A 20183-nucleotide genomic window follows, 5' to 3' on the forward strand; every position below is an offset into this window, starting at 1 on the left:
GTTAAAAATAGATAATTTAAAACTAAAATATGAACTGGTAATGGCATAAACGGAGAAACATAGAGTTATCTAAAAAAGACACTGGATTTTTGTTGAAAAGAAAATTATTACACCCAATTAATATTGAAATGCCAAGGGGACTTTCTGTAAAATTTTATACCTTTTAACAAAACATAATGTATGTCTAACATTGAGAATCAAATTTTTTCTTCATATCAGAGAAACCCCGATTTATTTGATGAAATCTACGATAGCAACGGAAACATAAAGGACGTATACCAAAAACTTTTTGATATTTATGGAGGTCATTCCATCCAAGATTATATCAATCTTAATTCCAAGGCGAAAGCCTCCTTTTTCAATCAAGGCATCACCTTTCAAGTATATGGGGAAGATAATGTACAAGAAAAGATTTTTCCCTTTGATTTATTTCCAAGAATCATCGACCAGGATGAATGGGATGTGATCGAAAGGGGGTCCATTCAACGGGCCAAGGCTTTGAACCTATTTTTATGGGATATTTATCACGATAAAAAAATACTTAAGGACAAGGTAGTACCTTTGGAACTGATTACCTCCTCGGCCAACTATTTAGATCAGATGAACGGATTGAATCCGCCTGGCGGCATTTACAATCACATATCTGGAACGGACATTATAAAACACAAGGACGGTCAATACTATGTTTTGGAGGACAATATTAGATGTCCGTCCGGTGTAAGTTATGTAATTTGTAACAGGACGGCTTTAAAAAGGGCCTTATTTGGTGTTTTTAACCATTATCAGACCTATACCGTTACGGATTATGCGGAAAACCTTTTGGAGCAGTTGGAATCTGTTAAACCCAAGGGTGTGGATATTCCAAACTGCGTGGTAATTACACCGGGCATGTATAATTCCGCTTTTTATGAGCATTCCTATTTGGCCAAGACCATGGGCGTTGAACTGGTAGAAGGTAGGGATTTGTTCGTAGAGAACGATTTTGTATATATGAAAACGATAAAAGGACCGGAAAAGGTAGATGTGATCTATCGAAGAATAGACGATGCCTTCTTGGATCCCTTGGAGTTTAGGCCGGATTCCGCTTTGGGTGTTCCCGGATTATTTGCTGCCTACAAAAAAGGCAATGTCACCCTGGCCAATGCCCCTGGTACCGGCGTAGCCGATGACAAGGCCGTTTACACCTATATGCCTGAAATCATAAAATACTATTTAAAAGAAGAACCCATCCTTAATAATGTACACACCTATCATTGCAGTAGACCGGACGAATTGAACTATGTATTGGAAAACATATCGGAATTGGTCGTAAAACCCGTGGACGAAGCGGGCGGTTATGGTATCTCCATAGGAAATCGCCTAACTCCAAAAGAAATTGAGGAAGTACGCAAACAAGTGAAGGAAAATCCCAGAAAATATGTCGCACAGCCCATCATGTCACTATCGGTGCATCCTACCTATATAGATGATACCGAATCCTTTGAACAGCGCCATGTAGATTTAAGAACTTTTACCATATTGGGCAAGGACAAGGAATTTGTATTAAAAGGCGGTTTAACGCGAGTAGCCCTTAAAAAAGGGAATTTAATTGTCAACTCCTCCCAAGGTGGTGGTTCCAAAGATACCTGGGTTCTAAAAAAATAAATTACACATGCTAGCAAGAGTAGCCAACAATCTTTTTTGGATGGGACGATACATAGAGCGTTCTGAACATATTGCACGTTACATGAACGTGAACTATTTTTCTTCTTTGGATGCACCCAACCATATTTCACAGGACAGACAATTTGTACTTAGATCCATGTTATTCATGGTTGGGGAACCCGTAAAAGACTCCCATATTATCCTCAATGAGGAAAATGTCCTGTTTAAGATAGGAGTAGACACCAATTTTGTTACCTCTATTCTGAACAACGTTAGATATGCAAGGGAAAATGCCAATAGTGCCCGGGATTTAATATCTACGGAACTCTATGAATCCATCAATAAATTCTACCACTTTGTGCTCAATTACCCAAAGGAAGTCTTCGTTAAAAGTGGACTCCATGATTTTACAACCAACGTTACGGAAATGAGCGCCATTCTAAGGGGAAAGATAAGGGGAACCCTATTGCACGACTCTGTTTATGCCATAATTATGATGGGCGTAAATATCGAAAGGGCCACACAGATTACTAGAATGATAAACTCCAAATATAATGATGCCATTTTGGCCCAGGGAAGTTATGAGGACGCATTTACAAAAAGTTTTGAGTGGACTACGCTGCTAAAATGTGCGGAATCCTACGATATGATGCGGAGGTATTACAAAAAAACGCCTACCAGCATTTCCACCTTGGAATTTTTGATACTAAACCCCAATTGTCCAAGATCGGTCATGAATTCCTTGAATCAATTTTATGAACATGTAAAAATCCTAAACCCGGAGAGACGCTATAATAAGGAATCCACGGCCTTCCTTATTGGAAGGGTACGGGCCGAGTATGAGTACAAGTATATTGAAGAAATTGAACAGGATATTAAATCCTTTATCGAAAATATCCTTAGCAGTCTTGACAAAATTAGCAATAAGGTAGACGAGGAGTTTTTTAGCTACTAGTGTTTACAAATAAGCTACTTTTACATTCCAGATGCGCAAAGAATATACGGTTACCTACAAATCTGAAAATATCTATGATAATTGGGTCCATGACGCGTATTGGCAATTTTTAATCATTCCCCTTGAAAATAAAACCCAAAAATTAAAGGAATTCGATTTTTCCAATTCCTTACATTGTATCAACCAATTTTCGATTAATGGATTTGGCTTCAATACCATTAAGATACATCCCCAAAATAAGTTCAAGCATATTTGCTTTGAAGCCACGTTTAAAGTACTTAAATCAAAGAAAAACCTACCGGAACAAACTAGTTTTGCCCAGGTTGAATCTTCATGGAAGGAAATTGGTTCGCTTGAATTCAAAATCGATTTTGAGCAGTATTTAAAAGTAACTTCCTTGACCAAGATACCCAAAGAAAAGCAGGGCCTTTTCCAATTTGGAAGCAACAGGGGAATTTTTGAGAACCTAAAAGATTTAAACCATTGGACACATTCCCATATTGCGTATAGGTCTGGGGTAACGGACACAACCTCCACATTGGAGACCATCTTGAAACAGCGAACAGGGGTGTGTCAGGACTTTGCCCATCTATTTTGCGCCATTTGCCGTCAAAATAATATACCGTGTAGATACGTTGCAGGTTATCTTAACCATGAAAGTGGGTATTTGGGAGATTCACAAATGCATGCATGGGTAGAGGCTTATGTACCCAGTTACGGTTGGCTAGGCCTTGATCCTACCAACGATGTACTTGCCAATATGGACCACATTAAAGTCTGCCATGGCAAGGATTATAATGATTGTTCCCCTCTAAAGGGCATCGTTCATTCCTTGGGCAACCATACAACGACACATTCCGTTGTGGTAAAAAATCATCAAAGGCAAATACAGCAATAATCCCAACAAACTAATTCAAAATTGGTCAAAAAGAATAGTACTTTTACCAAAAAATATCACAGATGATAATTACTACGGACCACTATAAAGGTCTTATTGATCGCCTTGGTGCGTTAAGGAGGTATCTTTGACATTGATGCCAAACTTATTGAAATAGAGAACGAGCAGGAAAAGACCTTGGCACCCAATTTTTGGGACAACCCACAGGAAGCTCAGGCTCATATGAAATACATCCAATCCAAAAAGCAATGGGTTGACGACTTCAATGCTGCCAAGACGCTGGTAACCGACTTGGAAGTCCTTATCGAGTTTCTACAGGAAGGTGAAGTTTCCGAAGAAGAAGTAGAAGCCCAATATGAAAGGGCCTTGAATTCCTTAGAAAAAATGGAATTCAAGAATATGCTTTCCGAAGAAGGGGATGAACTGCCTGCCGTTCTTCAGATTACTGCAGGAGCCGGAGGTACGGAGAGTTGCGACTGGGCCTCCATGTTAATGCGGATGTACATGATGTGGGCCGAAAAAAACGGCTATAAAGTAAAAGAGCTTAACTTTCAAGAGGGCGATGTTGCCGGCATAAAAACCGTCACATTAGAGATTGATGGAGAATATGCCTTTGGTTGGTTGAAAGGTGAGAACGGTGTGCATAGATTGGTACGGATTTCCCCTTTTGACAGTAATGCCAAAAGGCATACATCTTTTGTTTCTGTTTATGTATACCCTTTGGTCGACGACAGTATTGAGATAGATGTTAATCCAGCTGATATTACCATTACCACGGCCAGGTCAAGCGGCGCGGGAGGTCAGAACGTGAACAAAGTGGAAACCAAAGTGCAGTTGGTACACCATCCAACGGGTATACAAATATCGTGTTCAGATTCCAGAAGTCAGCATGACAACAGGGCCACTGCTATGAAGATGTTGAAATCGCAACTTTATGAAATAGAGCTGCGTAAAAAAATGGAAGCACGCCAAGAAATAGAGTCCTCCAAAATGAAGATAGAATGGGGTTCCCAAATAAGGAATTATGTCATGCACCCATATAAGCTCGTAAAGGACGTGCGTACGAGTGAGGAAACGGGGAATGTAGATGCGGTCATGGACGGGGAGATAGATGCTTTTTTAAAGGCTTACCTCATGGTGATGGGACAGAAAGAGGAAGAGTAATATAAATATGATTAAACAATGATTAAAATTTACCACAACCCTAGATGTAGAAAATCGAGGGAGGGTCTGGAAATTTTGGAAAAATCTGGCAAGGAGTTTGAAGTACGGAAATATTTGGAAGATGTTCCCACTAAAGATGAGTTACGGGATATACTGAGGTACTTGGGGATATCAGCTGAAAATTTAGTCCGAAAAAATGAGTCGGTCTGGAAGGAAAAGTATAAAAGCCGCAAATTGACCCATGAGGAAATTTTGGATGCCTTGGTCGAAAACCCTAAACTAATTGAGAGACCGATAGTTATAAAAAATCAATTGGCGGTAATAGGTAGACCACCGGAAAACATTAAGAAACTTATTTACTAAAGTTATCCTAATAGAAGGCCCAACCATTAACAAATAATTAACCAAAGCCGCTTAAACCTTAGTCAAATTAAACAATCTAACGTTATGAAAAGTACAATAAAATTGAATTGTTTTAGTGTAACAATAATCGCCTTATTGCTCTTCGTGGGAGCTGAAGCTTATAGCCAATATGGTTACGGGTATGGGGGTTATGGGGGTGCTTATGGCTACGGAAGACAGCGTAGTGCCATACCTCAAGCCCAAGAAGCACCAGAGGAAGTGAAACCTAAAACAGCCGAAGAATTGGTAGATGGTGAGATGCCTTCAATCAAGGAAGCATTGCAACTCAACGATTTTGAAACTGCGATTTTAAGTTCAATATTAAAGAAGTACGTTCAGGAGAGAATAGAGGCTCAAATCTTAAAACTTCCGCCAGAAAAAATGCGCGAGGTATATGATAAGATTACGCTTAGGCAGGATGAGGAGCTAAAGGCTAGCCTCCCTATGGAAAAATACGAGGCGTTTGTGGAACTTCAAAAAAATGGAGTTGAAAAAACTATAAAAAAGAATAAAAAACAAAAAAAGAAACAAAAAAAGAAGAACTAAAACTAGACCTATGAGAAGACTTTTTCCTTTGCTCCTACTATTATTTACTTTACAACCTATTTTAAGTCAAAGACCAGAAGGAGGCCCAGGGAACGGTCAACCTCCTGTAACCATTACAGGAACAGTTTTGGATCAAGAAAACAACCAACCCCTTGAATATGCGACCTTGGTACTGCAAAGTATCGATAATCCAGAAAAGGTAACTGGCGGAATTACAGATATCAAGGGTAAATTTTCCGTTGAGGTAAGCCCTGGAAGATATAACGCCAGAATCGAGTATATTTCCTATAAAACAAAACAATTCCCCAATCAAAACTTCACCCAATCCACTAATTTGGGTACAATAAAACTTGCACTTGATGTTGCACAGTTGAATGAAGTGGACGTTGTTGGCGAACGTACTACCGTAGAAGTACGATTGGATAAAAAAGTCTATAACGTTGGAAAAGATCTAACCAATAGTGGCGCAACAATTAGTGATGCCTTGGATAATATCCCGTCCGTTACGGTGGATGTTGATGGAGCTATAGCGCTGCGAGGCAATGGTAACGTAAGGATTTTGATAAATGGAAGACCATCCGCTCTGGCAGGTTTTGGTTCTACCGATGCCTTGAGACAATTGCCTGCCGATGCCATTGAAAAAGTAGAGGTAATCACGAGTCCATCAGCTAGATACGATGCGGAAGGAACGGCGGGTATTTTGAACATCGTACTAAAGAAAGAAAAAACAAGGGGGTTTAATGGTACAATTAATACCACGGTGGGTTATCCCGGAGCTTTTTCAATTACCCCTAACCTTAACCTTCGTACGGACAACTTTAACATTTTTACTACAATAGGTTACCGATATAGGGAAGGCCCGGGAAATGGATTTTTCGATAATACCTACTTTAACGGGGCATTTGATAGAATCATTGAGGATAGGGATATCAATAGAAACAATAGCGGATTCAATGCCAATTTTGGAATCGAATATTTCCTAACTGAAAGTTCATCACTTACAGCAAGTGCGTTTGGTCGTTTAAACGACGGGGAAGATATAACGGATAACAATACCACGCGTTTTATTTCTACAAATGTTGATAGCAGGACGCTAAGACGTGAAATTGAGATAGAGGATGAAAAAAGTTATCAATTGGCCCTTAATTACAATAATGATTTCAATGATGAAGGTCACAAACTGACGGCAGATTTCCAATATTCCTACGATGAAGAAATAAAACCTATACAAATTGAGGAAAACGAGACTTTTCCAAGTACTACCATATTGGATGCACAAAATATTGACCAGATAGAATTACAGAACGAAGTATTGTTACAGGTGGATTATGTTTTGCCTATGGGAGATGCTCAATTTGAAGCAGGTTATAGGGGTAATTTTGAAGAAAATGATAATGACTTCGCCTTAGAACAAATAAATTTGGCAACGGGACAGTTTGAACCCAATGCAGGACTTACCAATCGTTTTGTCTTTAACCAAAACGTAAATGCCCTTTATACCCAATATGGCAACAAATACGGTAAATTCTCATTTCTTGCCGGTCTTCGATTGGAAAACACCCAATTAAAAGGCGAAGTAACTGGTGTTGATATTCAAACACTACAGGATATCTTGGGTCCGGAAATCGATTTGGATTTCAACAAGAATTATTTGGGTCTCTTCCCTACGTTAAACCTAATTTATGAACTGGCGGAAAACGAAAATATTTCCTTAGGATATAATAGGCGTATCAATAGACCCCGTGGATTCTTTATAAACCCTTTTCCATCCTTTTCAAGTAGAACCAATGTTTTTCAGGGAAATCCAGATTTAGATCCTGCCTTTGCGAATGCATATGACGTGGGTTATCTTAAAAGATGGGAAAAATTGACCCTTACATCCTCCGTATATTATCAAAAAGAAACAAACTCTTTTGAACGTATACAGGAAGAGACAGGGGAATTGACAACTGACGGAATTGCCATCATACGGTCCCTACCCATCAACCTTTCAACAAATGAACGCGTTGGAGCGGAAGTGGGCATACTTTATAATCCGTTCAAATGGTGGAGAATCAATGGTAGCTTCAACTTTTTTCAATTTAATTCAAGTGGCTTTTTTAACGGTGTAGATTTTGGCGCCAAGAACACAAGTTGGTTTTCAAGGTTCAGTTCCAAGGTTACCCTACCAGGAAAAATTGATTGGCAGACCAATGCTTTTTATAGAGGTCCCACCCAAAATGCACAAACGGAAAACAAAGGTATTTTCTCCATAAATCTAGCATTTAGTAAAGATATCCTTAAAGATAATGGTACCATTGCCTTTAATGTTAGCGATTTATTGAACTCAAGAAAGAGATTATCCTTCACACAAACCCCTACGTTTACATCGGATAGTGAATTCCAATGGCGCGTAAGACAGTTCAATCTTTCATTCGTATATCGTATTAACCAAAAGAAACAGCGAGAAAGAAGACAAGAAAGGGACGACTCTGGCGACGATGAAGAGTTTAGTGGTTAGAAAACGGGAAACCAAAACAATAAAAAAGGGAAGCTAAACGCTTCCCTTTTTTATCAATTATATTTTAAGCCTGTCTCGCAGCTCTTTTCTTTTCTCGCCTTTCCTTTAAAAGTTCTCTAATGTTTCCAAACAACCAATAGGGGACAACGAAAGTCAATAAGAAAATCATTAACCAAAAGCCTATTGTAAGAATGGTCAAAAAAGCTAAAAATCCAAGATATTGGTCGAATTCAAACATACTCTACATTTTACTTTCCAAAGATACTTTGAAAATGATACAATTTGCAAGTCAAAATTAAAAAAATATTTAATTAGCATTGAAGTCCAAATAATTGGGCAAACCCCTAAATTTGTTATCCTAAATATTTAACATCATGAGTTACAGAATAGAAAAAGACACCATGGGCGAGGTAAAGGTGCCCAAGGAGAAGTATTGGGGTGCCCAAACGGAACGCTCCAGAAACAATTTTAAAATTGGTCCTTCGGCATCCATGCCGTTAGATATAGTTTATGGATTTGCCTATTTAAAGAAGTCGGCCGCCTATGCAAATTGTGAGCTTGGGGTTCTATCGGAAGAAAAAAGAGACCTTATTTCCCAAGTCTGTGATGAAATTCTGACAGGAAAACATGACAATCAATTTCCTTTGGTCATTTGGCAAACAGGTTCTGGAACCCAAAGTAACATGAATGTTAATGAAGTGATTGCCAACAGGGCCCATGAAATTGCCGGAAAGGTAATTGGCGAAGGAGAAAAAACGATTCAACCGAATGACGATGTGAACAAATCCCAATCTTCGAACGATACGTTTCCAACGGGCATGCATATTGCCGCATATAAAAAAATTGTAGAAACGACCATCCCAGGCGTTAAGCAACTTAGGGATACCTTGGATAAAAAAGCAAAGGCGTTTAAAGATGTGGTTAAAATAGGTAGAACCCATCTGATGGATGCCACTCCCCTGACCCTTGGCCAAGAATTTTCAGGATATGTTTCCCAATTAAATCACGGGATAAAAGCGTTGCAAAATACCTTGGACCATTTGAGTGAATTGGCATTGGGCGGAACTGCTGTGGGAACCGGACTGAACACACCAGAAGGTTATGATGTGCTAGTAGCCAAATACATTGCAGATTTTACCGGATTGCCCTTTAAAACGGCCGAAAACAAATTTGAGGCCCTTGCCGCCCATGATGCTATAGTAGAAAGCCACGGGGCATTGAAACAATTGGCCGTTTCCTTGAATAAAATTGCCAATGACATTCGTATGATGGCCTCGGGGCCACGTTCCGGTATCGGCGAAATCATTATTCCGGCCAATGAGCCAGGAAGTTCGATCATGCCCGGCAAAGTAAACCCTACACAATGTGAGGCCTTGACCATGGTCTGCGCACAAGTGATGGGCAACGATGTTGCCATTACCGTGGGGGGTACCCAAGGACATTATGAATTGAACGTATTCAAACCCATGATGGCGGCGAATATTCTACAGTCGGCCCAACTATTGGGGGATGCATGTGCCAGTTTTGACGAGCACTGTGCCGTTGGTATTGAACCAAACCATGGGGTTATCAAACAACTCTTGAACAACTCCCTAATGTTGGTAACGGCCCTAAACACAAAGATAGGATACTATAAAGCGGCAGAAATTGCGAACACAGCGCATAAAAACGGAACAACACTAAAAGAGGAAGCCGTTAATCTAGGCTACGTAACCGCTGAAGAATATGACGAATGGGTCAAGCCAGAAAATATGGTTGGCAGCTTAAAATAAAAAATGGGGACATAAATAAAAAGGGCGGTCTCAATTGGACCGCCCTTTTTGTGCTTAATGGATAGTGTTCTTATTTCAAAGTGAACTTGGAAGTTCCCAATAATTTAAGTTTGTCATCATATACATTTACCATGTAATTACCATCTTGGAAATCACTTGCTGGTTTGTTGATGTAATCACAAACATCCAAAGCCTTGTTTTCATAATAGAATTCCGTGGCCTTGCTGTAGGTAATAGAAGCACCCTCATCATTGGATTTAGAAAAACTTTCGCCCATTACATTCCCTTGTGGGTCCAATACTTCCAAATAAAACTCCCTGTCACCGGCTTGAGCGATTACGTTGTCAGCTACCGTAAAACAGATTTTAAATTTATCCGTAGCTCTTGCTCTTTGGGTGGAAACCAATTTTCCACTATTACGCTCCCTTACGGCATCAACATTGAATTTAGACAAATTCAAGGCAGAACCTTTTGCAACGGCATCGGCCAATTGAGTGTTTTGAACAACCAATGAATCGTTGAAAACTGTTTGTTTTTCCAACTCAACATACGTGCTGTCCCTTTGCATGGCTATCATGGTGTTGGAACGTGTCAAGGAATCCACTTGTTTCAACAACTGCTCTCTTTCGGCCTTAAGTACATCGACTTGTCTTCTGTATCTTGACAAGGCGGAAATATCGGCCTTCATCGTTTTTACGGAATCGATATATTTTGCAATATTGTCCCTTGCCGATACCAATTCCTCATTGGTAGCATTGCTCTCTAAAATAGCTTTGTCGTATTCAGATTTTAAGCTATTCAAATCTTCAACAACCAATTCCTTTTCTTTTGTAAGAACGGTTTCCGTCTTTTTCTTATCCTGATAAAGACTAACAGTGTAGATAATAGTACCCAATAGCACCACGCCAAGTAACGCTGCTAGGACCTTCAAACCATTGTTATTTTTTGTTTCGGTCATAATGTAATAATTAATTAATCTTGTTGATTTTCAACTAAAGTGTTTGTTTGTATCACTCTATATACGTAGGGAAGTTGTTTTTAGATTTTTTAATGTTAAATAATTTTAAATCCGTTTTCAAAGCCTAACTTGTATTAATAATTTTAAAAGCCGACAAACTTTCCTTACATGCTAAAGATTGTGCCATTTGAAGAAGAATACAAGAATGTATTTAGGGACTTGAACTTACTATGGTTAGAACGCTTTTTTTATGTGGAAGAAAAAGATCATGAACTTCTAAACGATTGCCAGAAACATGTCCTTACCCGCGGGGGGCTCATTTTTATAGGACTATTGAACCAAATACCTGTGGGCTGTTATTCCCTGTTGAAAAAGTCCGATGGAATCTTTGAGTTGGGAAAAATGGCCGTGGATGAAAATTTCCAAGGCTTAAAAATCGGTCAACAAATGCTTGCCCATGCTATTGATTTTGGCAAAAGAAATCAATGGGAAAAAATCGAATTGTACTCAAGCACCAAATTAAATACGGCTTTGCACATTTACAGAAAATTTGGATTTAAGGAAGTTGTTCTAGAAGACAGTGCGCCTTATGCCCGATCTGATATTAAAATGGAATTAATACTCTAAACTATACTTTAAAAATGAGAAATTTACTTTTGATACTTTTTACAACAATACTTTTCTATTCCTGCAAAAACGGAGAGAAAAAGACCAATGACAAGGAAGCCGTTGAAATGGAAACGGCCGAATTCAATGATTTAGGGACCACTACGATTTCCAATTCCATTGAGGTGATTCCCATTGAGCACGCCACAACCGTTTTAAAATGGAACGATGTCACCATTTATATTGACCCTACGGGAGGTGCCAAAGCCTTTGAAGGTCAAAATGAACCGGATTTAATACTTATAACAGATATACACGGAGACCACCTCAATGTGGAAACCCTTCAAGAGCTTACTACCTCCAATATTTCCTTTGTTGTTCCCCAAGCGGTCGCAGATCAACTTCCTGAGGAATTCAATTCGCAAATAGAAGTTTTGAACAACGGGGAAAATATTGAAATCAAGGGCATAAGGATAGAAGCGATTCCTATGTACAACTTACGAGAGGAAGCTAAGGATTTTCATGTAAAGGGAAGAGGAAATGGATACGTGCTTAACTTGGGAGACCAACGGATTTATTTCTCCGGTGACACCGAAGACATTCCAGAAATGCGGAACTTGGAGAACATAGACAAAGCCTTTGTGTGCATGAATCTGCCATATACCATGACCGTTGAAAGTGCGGCATCGGCCGTTTTGGATTTTAAACCCGCCCAAGTGTATCCCTATCACTACAGAGGCAGACCGGATGTTGGTGATGTTTCAAAATTCAAGGAACTGGTCAACGCCGGTAACCCAAAAATTGAGGTAATCCAATTGGATTGGTACCCAAATGAAGAATACTAGAAATTATGTAACATTACCTTTAAAATGTAGTCTTACAGCATAGAAACATTTAATCACTTAAAAAAATACTACATGAAATTAATGTCTTTACTTCCATTATTATTTCTATTCATATTTGGTTGTCAAAACCAAAATGAAAAAAAGAATACCAATTCTAAGGAAGTAGCGCAGTTCAAGGTACCTGTGGAATATTATACCTTGGACAATGGACTCAAGGTAATCCTTTCGCAGGATAAAACTTCCCCAACGGCCATCGTTGCCGTATACTATAATATAGGTTTTAGAATTGAGCCTAAGGATAGAACTGGTTTTGCACACCTTTTTGAACATATGATGTTCCAGGGATCCAAGAACTTGGGCAAGATGGAGTTCATTAAACTCGTACAGGAAAATGGAGGTGTCCTCAATGGTTCAACCAGGTTTGATTTTACGAATTATTTTGAAATTGTACCCTCCCATAAATTAGAAACCATGCTCTGGGCAGAAGCGGACCGTATGCGAGGTTTGGACATCACCCAGGAAAACCTGACCAACCAACAGGGTGTGGTAAAAAACGAGGTGAAGGTGAACGTTCTCAATCAGCCGTATGGCGGATTCCCATGGTTGGACATGCCACAGTATGCGAATACAAATTGATATAACGCCCACAACTTTTATGGTGACCTAGAAGATTTGGATGCGGCAAATCTGGAAGATGTTTCGAGCTTCTTTAAAACCTATTATGCCCCAAATAATGCCGCACTTTCTATTGTAGGGGATTTTGAAATGGAGGAGACCAAGGCGTGGATCCAAAAATATTTTGGAGATATTCCTGCGTCGGATTTACCAGCAAAACCGGACATTTCGGAGCCAAAACAAACCGAGGAAAAAACCTTTGTAAAAGACGACGCACTCGCCAATAAACCGGCCATTGCCCTCGCATATCATATGCCGCAAAGAAATTCCCCAGAATACTTTGCCATGGGCCTTTTGGATCAAATTTTGGTGCAGGGGGACAATAGCCTTTTGGCCCAAAAACTGGAAAAGGAAAAAGGATTTACTTCCAACGTAAGTGGAGGAATCAACTATTTGGGCAATATGTTCAATTACCAAGGCCCCATGCTATGGATGTACGATTTGACCTATGATAACGACACTTCCAAAGAAGATATTCTTACAGCTATTGACGAGGTGATGAACGGCCTAAAGGATTCGATAGACCAAGCTATGATCGATCAGGCTATTATAAAAATCAGGTCACAATTGTACGATGATATCGGCGGAACCTTTGGCTTGGGCAGGGCAGATTTACTATGTGCGTTTGCCCTGTTCGATAACAATCCAGAAAGAATCAATACCCTGGAGGATTCCTTTAAGGAGATAACCCCAAAAGTTGTCAAAAAAACTATCGACACGTACTTAATAAAAACAAACAGAACCGTTTTAACGGTGAATCCACTTTTGGCAGAAAACGATAAAACCCAATCCTAATGAAGCATTCCATTCTATATATCATTGCCCTAGCTTTTTCCATTGGAACAGTTGCCCAAGAAAAAGAAGTGCCTCCTAAAGGAGGAGCACCAAAGAACTTCACCCTGCCAAAGAAGGAAATCGTTTCCTTTGACAATGGATTAGATTTGGTCCTAATTCCTTATGGATCAATTCCAAAAGCGACGATTCGTTTCAGCATAAAGACAGGGAATATCGACGAAAACGAGAACCAAGTCTGGTTAAGCGATCTTCTGGCCGATTTGTTGGAGGAAGGAAGTACTACGAAAACGAGCAAACAAATTGCAGATGAGATGGCCGGTATGGGTGGAAACCTGAACATTGGCGTTGGTCTTCACACCTCCTCCATTAGCAGTTCAGTACTATATGAATTCGCTCCGGAGGCTATTAAGGTAATGGCCGATGTCCTTAAAAACCCAAAATTCCCTGAAAGTGAATTGTCTAGATTGAAGGATAATATGAAGCGGGACCTTTCAGTACAATTATCACGCCCGCAAGCTCAGGCCAGCAGGGATTTTTATGCAACCATTTATCCGGACCATCCCTATGGAAGGGTCTATCCTACGGATGAGATGATAGATTCCTATACCGTTGCCGATATAAAATCCTTTTATGAAAATCACTTTGGTGCTTTAAGAACCACGGTATACATAGCGGGAAATTTTAATGCCGATGAAGTCAAGGCGGCGGTTAAAAGTGCTTTGGGCGATTGGAAAAAAGGTACTGAAGCAACCTATAATGTAGCTGAGCCCGTAACTTCCAATGAAATAAAGATCATCGATAGGCCCGATGCTCCCCAATCTACCATATACTACGGACTCCCCACAGTGGGTCCTGAAGATGAGGATTTTATAGCACTTGATGTTACCAACTCTATTCTTGGTGGTTCCTTTGCATCGCGGATTACCAGTAATATCTGAGAGGACAAAGGGTATACCTATTCACCCTACAGTAGTTTGGATACAAATTACAAAAGCGAGGTTTGGTATGAATCCGCAGATGTTACCACGGAACACACGGGTGCATCCTTGGCCGAAATCCAAAAGGAAATCAATCGCTTACAGGAAGAACCTCCTACCCAAGAGGAATTGGATGGTATCATTAATTATGAATCGGGAATATACGTGCTACAAAACTCAACCCCAAATGGCATCATAGGTCAATTGGTATTTTTGGACACCCACGATTTGGATGAGTCCTTCTTAACCAATAAGGTGCAGAAAATGCATGCCATTACCCCTGAAAAAGTCCAGGAAATGACACGAAAGTATATCAAGCCGGAAAACATGACCTTAATTGTCGTGGGAGATAAGGCCAAGATACAGGACCAAGTCATGGAAACGGTTCAAAAACCTTTGAAACAGTAAAAAGACAATTAAAAAAGGGGCGAAAAATTTCGCCCCTTTTTTAATCACAATGTTTAGTTGAAGTAGTTATTTCCAAATATTGCACAGCCAATTAGGCGGCCCTTCAAATTCCCCTGAGGAGGGTTTTATCGGATCAACTTCTTATACTTGATTCGTTTCGGCATCAAATCGCCTCCTAAGCGTTTCTTTTTGTTTTCCTCGTAATCCGAGAAAGAACCTTCAAAGAAATATACCTGTGAGTTTCCTTCAAAAGCCAAGATGTGTGTACAGATACGGTCCAAGAACCATCTATCGTGTGAAATCACAACGGCACAACCGGCAAAATTCTCCAAACCTTCCTCCAAGGCCCGGAGTGTATTTACATCTAAATCGTTCGTTGGCTCATCCAACAACAACACGTTTCCTTCCTCTTTGAGGGTCATCGCCAAATGGAGTCGGTTTCGTTCCCCACCGGACAACATGCTAACCTTTTTGTTCTGCTCACTTCCGGAAAAGTTGAACCGACTTAAATAGGCCCTCGAATTCACCTGCCTTCCCCCCATCATGATCAATTCCTGCTCGTCACTGAAATTTTGCCAAATGGACTTTTCCGGATCTATATTGGAATGGCTCTGATCCACATAGGCAATCTTTGCCGTGTCGCCTACTACAAATTCCCCCTTATCGGGATTTTCCTCACCCATGATCATCCTAAAGATGGTTGTTTTACCTGCTCCGTTTGGACCAATAATACCAACAATACCCGCTTGTGGCAGCTTAAAGTTTAAATCTTCATACAACAGTTTGTCTCCATATGCTTTGCTTACCCCTTTTGCCTCGATGACATTGGTTCCCAAACGTGGTCCGTTGGGAATATAGATTTCCAGCTTTTCGTCCAATTGCTTTTGGTCCTGGCTCATCAACTTGTCGTAATTATTAAGACGGGCCTTTTGTTTGGTCTGTCTTCCCTTAACGCCTTGTCTCACCCACTCCAACTCTCGTTCCAAGGTCTTTTGACGCTTGGATGCCGTTTTGCTTTCCTGGGCCAGTCGTTTTGATTTTTGATCCAACCATGAAGAATAATTTCCCTTCCAAGGAATACCTTCCCCCCTGTCCAATTCCAAGATCCAACCTGCAACATTGTCCAAGAAATAGCGATCGTGCGTAACCGCTATAACCGTACCCTTGTACTGTGCCAAATGATGTTCCAACCAGTGTACGGATTCCGCATCTAGGTGGTTTGTTGGCTCATCCAGCAAAAGGATTTCAGGCTCCTGCAATAATAAGCGACATAGGGCCACTCTTCGTCTTTCTCCTCCTGATAATACAGAGATCTTTTTATCACCTTCCGGAGTTCTTAAGGCATCCATGGCGATTTCCAGTTTGGTATCCAATTCCCAAGCGTTGGAAGCATCGATTTTATCCTGAAGCGCGGCCTGCTTGTCCATCAACTTCTGCATCTTGTCCGCATCCTCATAAATTTCTGGCAGCCCGAACATATCGTTGATTTTATTATACTCGTCCAGAATCGCCACAGTTTCGGCAACCCCTTCCTTTACAACTTCCAGAACGGTTTTGTTCTCGTCCAATTCAGGTTCCTGTTCCAAATACCCAACATTATATCCCGGGGAAAAAACAACGTCCCCTTGAAAATTCTTGTCCTTGCCCGCTATAATTTTGAGCAAAGTGGATTTTCCAGAACCATTTAGCCCTAAAATACCAATTTTAGCACCATAAAAGAAACTGAGGTAAATATCCTTTAAAACAGGGGTGTTTGCCGTTTTAAATGTTTTGGTAACACCGGACATTGAAAAAATGACCTTCTTATCGTCAGACATAGAAAATAGTAATTAGTAGTTAGTATAAAGTGGTTGTTGGTTGTTGGTTGTTGGTTGTTGGTTGTTGGTTGTTGGTTGTTGGTTGTTGGTTGTTGGTTGTTGGTTGTTGGTTGTTGGTTGTTGGTTGTTGGTTGTTGGTTGTTGGTTGTTAAAGAAAAAAATCAGTTCTACATTTTAGCAAAAAAACTTGAAATTTTTCACTTTGAACTCTTAACTCTTAACTGGTAAAGCTACACCCTGCCTTTTAGCGCATTGAACACCCAGGCTATAGCGAAAAAACCGATACCTACCGAGGCAAATCCCCATCCGGCTACATCGTCATATCGAAATGCTCCCAAGGCAATAAGAATTAACCCAACCAAAATCATTATAAATGTGGCCCAAGCCAAAACAGTGTTCTTATTCATTCCCATCTTTCCTGAAGTTTTAAGCGAACTTCAAATATCGTAATTTTTAAAATGTCCTTACAATTTTACCTCAGGTTATTATTGCTCAAATGGAAATTTTATACCTGTTTTTGATCGGACTGTATCCAATAGATAAATTAAATCCAAACTATTTTGGTGACTCCATAGGTCGCTTTCCAATTTACCCGATTTCAAACAATGATGTACCTCCTCAATTTCATGGGCATATCCCTTTCCTGTTTTGGACAATTCAATAGTTTTTGTTTCCCCTTCCTTGACCAATGTGTAACTTGTGGCCTCATGCCACCTAGGGTTAATAAAGATACTTCCAGCACTTCCTGAAATCTCACTGCGCATATCCGTATTCGATGTAAGTCCGCTGTACAGCAGTGCTTGTGCTTTTGGATAATCAAAGATCATACTGCACTGTTTCTCCACCCCGGTCCGATGGAAATGTACTTTGGCAATCAAATCCGTAGGCATTCCTAAAATCAAATAAGAAAGAAAAATTGGGTAAATCCCAATATCCAAAAGCGATCCCCCTGCAAGTTCCGAATTTAAAATTCGGCCCTCCTCCGCCCTATCCATTGCGTAAAAGGCAAAATCGGAATACAAGTGTCCCACTTCTCCAATTTCACCAGAATCTATGATTTTTTTTACTTCTCTTATTGTCGGGTTGAATCGTGACCAAAGGGCTTCCATCAAAAAAACCTTGTTCCTACTTGCCGCTGCCAGCATGCGTTCCACCTCGCCTTTATTGACACCTAAAGGCTTTTCGCACAATACGTGCTTCCCGGCCTCCAAGGCCATAATCGTCAATTCCGCATGCCGTGTATGTGGAGTGGCAATATACACGACATCTACGGTATCACTCTTGAACAAATCCCCATAACTTCCAAAAGCATGAGGAGCCCCATAAACATCAGCAAATTCCCTGGCCTTATCTATATTCCTAGAACCAACCGCCATTAGTTTTCCACTTGAAACCAATGCTAAATCCTTTGAAAAAGCGTGTGCTATTTTACCAGCTCCTACTATGCCCCATCTAATCATACTTTTATATATTGTTTACAATTTACCCAAATTTAACTCCTTATCTTTAGCATAGGAAATGAAACCGGACAGAATGGACTTAAAATTCAACCAGAACGAAGACAAAAACAAACTACTTTTATCCGAATTACGCAGAAAACTCGCGCATGTACATCTTGGTGGAGGTAAGGAAAAAATTGCCAAACAGCACCATCAGGGAAAATTGACGGCCAGGGAACGTATAGATTATCTTCTGGATCCAAAATCTGAACACATTGAAATAGGAGCTTTTGTGGGCGAGGGAATGTACGAGGAACACGGTGGTTGCCCGTCAGGTGGGGTGGTCGTTAAAATAGGGTATGTCAAAAAAAGGCTTTGTATCGTCGTAGTCAATGACGCCACTGTAAAAGCAGGCGCATGGTTTCCCATAACGGCTAAAAAGAATTTAAGGGCACAGGAGATCGCCATTGAAAATAAACTTCCAATTATCTACTTGGTGGATAGCGCAGGTGTCTATCTACCCATGCAGGATGAAATTTTCCCGGACAAGGAGCATTTTGGCCGAATTTTTAGGAACAATGCCATCATGAGCAGTATGGGCATTACCCAAATCGCCGCCGTCATGGGAAGCTGTGTGGCCGGTGGGGCCTATTTGCCCATCATGAGCGATGAGGCACTGATCGTTGATAAAACCGGAAGTATTTTTTTGGCGGGAAGCTATCTTGTCAAAGCCGCCATTGGGGAAAGTATCGATAATGAAACCTTGGGAGGCGCTACAACGCATTGTGAAATCAGCGGGGTAACCGATTATAAATCGAAGGATGACAAAGATGCTCTTGATACCATCAAGAATATTATGGATAAAATAGGGGAATTTCCAGTTGCCGGATTCAACCGTTCCAAAGCCATAAAACCAAAAGAGAATCCTGAAGATATTTATGGAATACTACCCGGTTCCAGAACCGAGCAATATGATATGATGGAAATCATCAAAAGGATGGTGGACGATTCTGAATTTGAACCTTACAAGGATGGTTACGGACAGACCATTATTACGGGCTATGCCCGAATTGACGGGTGGGCCGTAGGTATTGTTGCCAACCAACGAAAAGTGGTAAAGACCAAAAAAGGTGAAATGCAATTTGGTGGTGTTATTTATTCCGATTCGGCGGATAAGGCCACCCGATTCATTGCCAATTGTAATCAGAAAAAAATCCCTTTGGTCTTCCTACAGGATGTTACAGGATTTATGGTGGGTAGTAAAAGCGAACATGGAGGGATTATTAAAGATGGGGCCAAAATGGTAAATGCCGTTAGTAATTCCGTCGTTCCCAAATTCACGGTGGTTATTGGAAATAGTTACGGTGCCGGTAATTACGCTATGTGCGGCAAGGCCTATGACCCCAGATTGATTGTTGCTTGGCCCAGTGCAGAACTGGCCGTAATGAGTGGTAACTCGGCGGCCAAGGTACTGTTACAAATTGAGACGGCGTCCTTAAAAAAGAAAGGCGAAACCATCACCGATAAAAAGGAGAAAGCGCTCTTTGATAAAATAAAACAGCGATATGACAATCAGGTTTCACCATACTATGCAGCCTCCCGTCTCTGGACGGATGCCGTCATTGACCCAATGGATACAAGAAAATGGATTTCCATGGGTATTGAGGCAGCTAATCATGCGCCCATTGAAAAACCTTTTAATATGGGGGTGTTGCAGGTTTAATCTTCTTTGTTTAGTCAGCTGGATGAATTTTCATCTCATTTCTATCTGTCGTCAGACTT

General features: G+C 40.4%; 17 protein-coding genes and 1 pseudogene. 14 read left to right on the forward strand and 4 right to left on the reverse strand.

Annotated features, from left to right (window positions below; all coding sequences use genetic code 11):
* Positions 1 to 180: 180 nt before the first annotated feature.
* The 8 genes from BFP75_RS20770 (at position 181) to fumC (ending at position 9881) form a co-directional block, all read left to right on the forward strand.
* Complete coding sequence (locus BFP75_RS20770; RefSeq protein WP_099547236.1) at positions 181 to 1644, forward strand: circularly permuted type 2 ATP-grasp protein; 1464 nt, start codon at positions 181 to 183, stop codon at positions 1642 to 1644.
* A 7-nt stretch (positions 1645 to 1651) separates the two neighbouring features.
* Positions 1652 to 2599: an alpha-E domain-containing protein gene (locus BFP75_RS20775; RefSeq protein ID WP_099547237.1), complete on the forward strand. Its 948-nt coding sequence runs from the start codon at positions 1652 to 1654 to the stop codon at positions 2597 to 2599.
* Between the two features lie 31 nt (positions 2600 to 2630).
* A complete protein-coding gene (locus BFP75_RS20780) occupies positions 2631 to 3497 on the forward strand; it encodes a transglutaminase-like domain-containing protein (protein WP_099547238.1) in 867 nt (288 codons plus the stop codon).
* A gap of 65 nt (positions 3498 to 3562) precedes the next feature.
* A protein-coding gene (gene prfB / locus BFP75_RS20785) for a peptide chain release factor 2 (protein ID WP_123803522.1) occupies positions 3563 to 4661 on the forward strand; the annotation gives its coding sequence in 2 pieces (ribosomal slippage) (positions 3563 to 3625 and positions 3627 to 4661; 1098 coding nt in all).
* 18 nt (positions 4662 to 4679) lie between these two features.
* Positions 4680 to 5024, forward strand: a complete 345-nt coding sequence (gene arsC / locus BFP75_RS20790; RefSeq protein WP_099547240.1) for an arsenate reductase (glutaredoxin) — start codon at positions 4680 to 4682, stop codon at positions 5022 to 5024.
* A gap of 84 nt (positions 5025 to 5108) precedes the next feature.
* Positions 5109 to 5609 (forward strand): hypothetical protein, encoded by a 501-nt coding sequence (locus tag BFP75_RS20795; protein ID WP_099547241.1) that lies wholly within the window; start codon positions 5109 to 5111, stop codon positions 5607 to 5609.
* Positions 5610 to 5619: 10 nt separating this feature from the next.
* Positions 5620 to 8109 carry a TonB-dependent receptor domain-containing protein gene (locus BFP75_RS20800; protein ID WP_099547242.1) on the forward strand — a complete coding sequence of 830 codons (2490 nt, stop codon included), beginning with the start codon at positions 5620 to 5622 and terminating at the stop codon, positions 8107 to 8109.
* A 374-nt stretch (positions 8110 to 8483) separates the two neighbouring features.
* The gene (gene fumC, locus BFP75_RS20810; RefSeq protein ID WP_099547243.1) at positions 8484 to 9881 is read left to right on the forward strand and encodes a class II fumarate hydratase; all 1398 of its coding nucleotides are present in this window, start codon (positions 8484 to 8486) and stop codon (positions 9879 to 9881) included.
* A 70-nt stretch (positions 9882 to 9951) separates the two neighbouring features.
* Here fumC and BFP75_RS20815 read toward each other — a convergent pair whose 3' ends face one another.
* A complete protein-coding gene (locus BFP75_RS20815; protein ID WP_099547244.1) occupies positions 9952 to 10839 on the reverse strand; it encodes a hypothetical protein in 888 nt (295 codons plus the stop codon).
* Positions 10840 to 11007: 168 nt separating this feature from the next.
* Between BFP75_RS20815 and BFP75_RS20820 the strand changes: the two genes are divergently transcribed.
* From BFP75_RS20820 to BFP75_RS20835, 5 genes and pseudogenes are all read left to right on the forward strand, one after another.
* Positions 11008 to 11466, forward strand: coding sequence for a GNAT family N-acetyltransferase (locus tag BFP75_RS20820; RefSeq protein WP_099547245.1), 459 nt, complete (start codon positions 11008 to 11010; stop codon positions 11464 to 11466).
* Positions 11467 to 11480: 14 nt separating this feature from the next.
* Positions 11481 to 12290, forward strand: coding sequence for an MBL fold metallo-hydrolase (locus BFP75_RS20825; protein ID WP_099547246.1), 810 nt, complete (start codon positions 11481 to 11483; stop codon positions 12288 to 12290).
* Between the two features lie 72 nt (positions 12291 to 12362).
* Positions 12363 to 12926, forward strand: a complete 564-nt coding sequence (locus tag BFP75_RS22500) for a M16 family metallopeptidase (protein ID WP_240531860.1) — start codon at positions 12363 to 12365, stop codon at positions 12924 to 12926.
* Positions 12927 to 12962: 36 nt separating this feature from the next.
* Positions 12963 to 13760 (forward strand): M16 family metallopeptidase, encoded by a 798-nt coding sequence (locus BFP75_RS22505; RefSeq protein WP_240531861.1) that lies wholly within the window; start codon positions 12963 to 12965, stop codon positions 13758 to 13760.
* Positions 13760 to 15145: pseudogene (locus BFP75_RS20835) on the forward strand (M16 family metallopeptidase). The gene BFP75_RS22505 and the pseudogene BFP75_RS20835 overlap by 1 nt, the downstream one beginning before the upstream one ends.
* Positions 15146 to 15270: 125 nt before the next feature.
* On the opposite strand, the gene ettA reads toward BFP75_RS20835, so the two are convergent.
* The 3 genes from ettA to BFP75_RS20855 form a co-directional block, all read right to left on the reverse strand.
* A complete protein-coding gene (ettA, locus tag BFP75_RS20840; RefSeq protein WP_099547247.1) occupies positions 15271 to 16962 on the reverse strand; it encodes an energy-dependent translational throttle protein EttA in 1692 nt (563 codons plus the stop codon).
* A 230-nt stretch (positions 16963 to 17192) separates the two neighbouring features.
* A complete protein-coding gene (locus BFP75_RS20850) occupies positions 17193 to 17375 on the reverse strand; it encodes a CAL67264 family membrane protein (RefSeq protein ID WP_099547249.1) in 183 nt (60 codons plus the stop codon).
* Between the two features lie 72 nt (positions 17376 to 17447).
* Positions 17448 to 18422: a Gfo/Idh/MocA family protein gene (locus tag BFP75_RS20855; RefSeq protein WP_099547250.1), complete on the reverse strand. Its 975-nt coding sequence runs from the start codon at positions 18420 to 18422 to the stop codon at positions 17448 to 17450.
* Positions 18423 to 18495: 73 nt separating this feature from the next.
* On the opposite strand from BFP75_RS20855, the gene BFP75_RS20860 reads away from it, so the two are divergent.
* Positions 18496 to 20124, forward strand: coding sequence for an acyl-CoA carboxylase subunit beta (locus tag BFP75_RS20860; RefSeq protein ID WP_099547313.1), 1629 nt, complete (start codon positions 18496 to 18498; stop codon positions 20122 to 20124).
* The last annotated feature ends 59 nt before the right edge of the window (positions 20125 to 20183 follow it).

It is taken from the genome of Maribacter sp. 4G9 (assembly GCF_002742265.1).
Taxonomy (GTDB): Bacteria; Bacteroidota; Bacteroidia; order Flavobacteriales; family Flavobacteriaceae; genus Maribacter.

What these genes read in the sequence shown, in the direction of transcription:
- BFP75_RS20770 (WP_099547236.1), top strand. Translation starts at nt 181, where the DNA reads ATGTCTAACATTGAGAATCAAATTTTTTCTTCATATCAGAGAAACCCC.
- BFP75_RS20775 (WP_099547237.1), top strand. Translation starts at nt 1,652, where the DNA reads ATGCTAGCAAGAGTAGCCAACAATCTTTTTTGGATGGGACGATACATA.
- BFP75_RS20780 (WP_099547238.1), top strand. Translation starts at nt 2,631, where the DNA reads ATGCGCAAAGAATATACGGTTACCTACAAATCTGAAAATATCTATGAT.
- arsC (WP_099547240.1), top strand. Translation starts at nt 4,680, where the DNA reads ATGATTAAAATTTACCACAACCCTAGATGTAGAAAATCGAGGGAGGGT.
- BFP75_RS20795 (WP_099547241.1), top strand. Translation starts at nt 5,109, where the DNA reads ATGAAAAGTACAATAAAATTGAATTGTTTTAGTGTAACAATAATCGCC.
- BFP75_RS20800 (WP_099547242.1), top strand. Translation starts at nt 5,620, where the DNA reads ATGAGAAGACTTTTTCCTTTGCTCCTACTATTATTTACTTTACAACCT.
- fumC (WP_099547243.1), top strand. Translation starts at nt 8,484, where the DNA reads ATGAGTTACAGAATAGAAAAAGACACCATGGGCGAGGTAAAGGTGCCC.
- BFP75_RS20815 (WP_099547244.1), bottom strand. Translation starts at nt 10,839, where the DNA reads ATGACCGAAACAAAAAATAACAATGGTTTGAAGGTCCTAGCAGCGTTA.
- BFP75_RS20820 (WP_099547245.1), top strand. Translation starts at nt 11,008, where the DNA reads ATGCTAAAGATTGTGCCATTTGAAGAAGAATACAAGAATGTATTTAGG.
- BFP75_RS20825 (WP_099547246.1), top strand. Translation starts at nt 11,481, where the DNA reads ATGAGAAATTTACTTTTGATACTTTTTACAACAATACTTTTCTATTCC.
- BFP75_RS22500 (WP_240531860.1), top strand. Translation starts at nt 12,363, where the DNA reads ATGAAATTAATGTCTTTACTTCCATTATTATTTCTATTCATATTTGGT.
- ettA (WP_099547247.1), bottom strand. Translation starts at nt 16,962, where the DNA reads ATGTCTGACGATAAGAAGGTCATTTTTTCAATGTCCGGTGTTACCAAA.
- BFP75_RS20850 (WP_099547249.1), bottom strand. Translation starts at nt 17,375, where the DNA reads ATGGGAATGAATAAGAACACTGTTTTGGCTTGGGCCACATTTATAATG.
- BFP75_RS20855 (WP_099547250.1), bottom strand. Translation starts at nt 18,422, where the DNA reads ATGATTAGATGGGGCATAGTAGGAGCTGGTAAAATAGCACACGCTTTT.
- BFP75_RS20860 (WP_099547313.1), top strand. Translation starts at nt 18,496, where the DNA reads ATGGACTTAAAATTCAACCAGAACGAAGACAAAAACAAACTACTTTTA.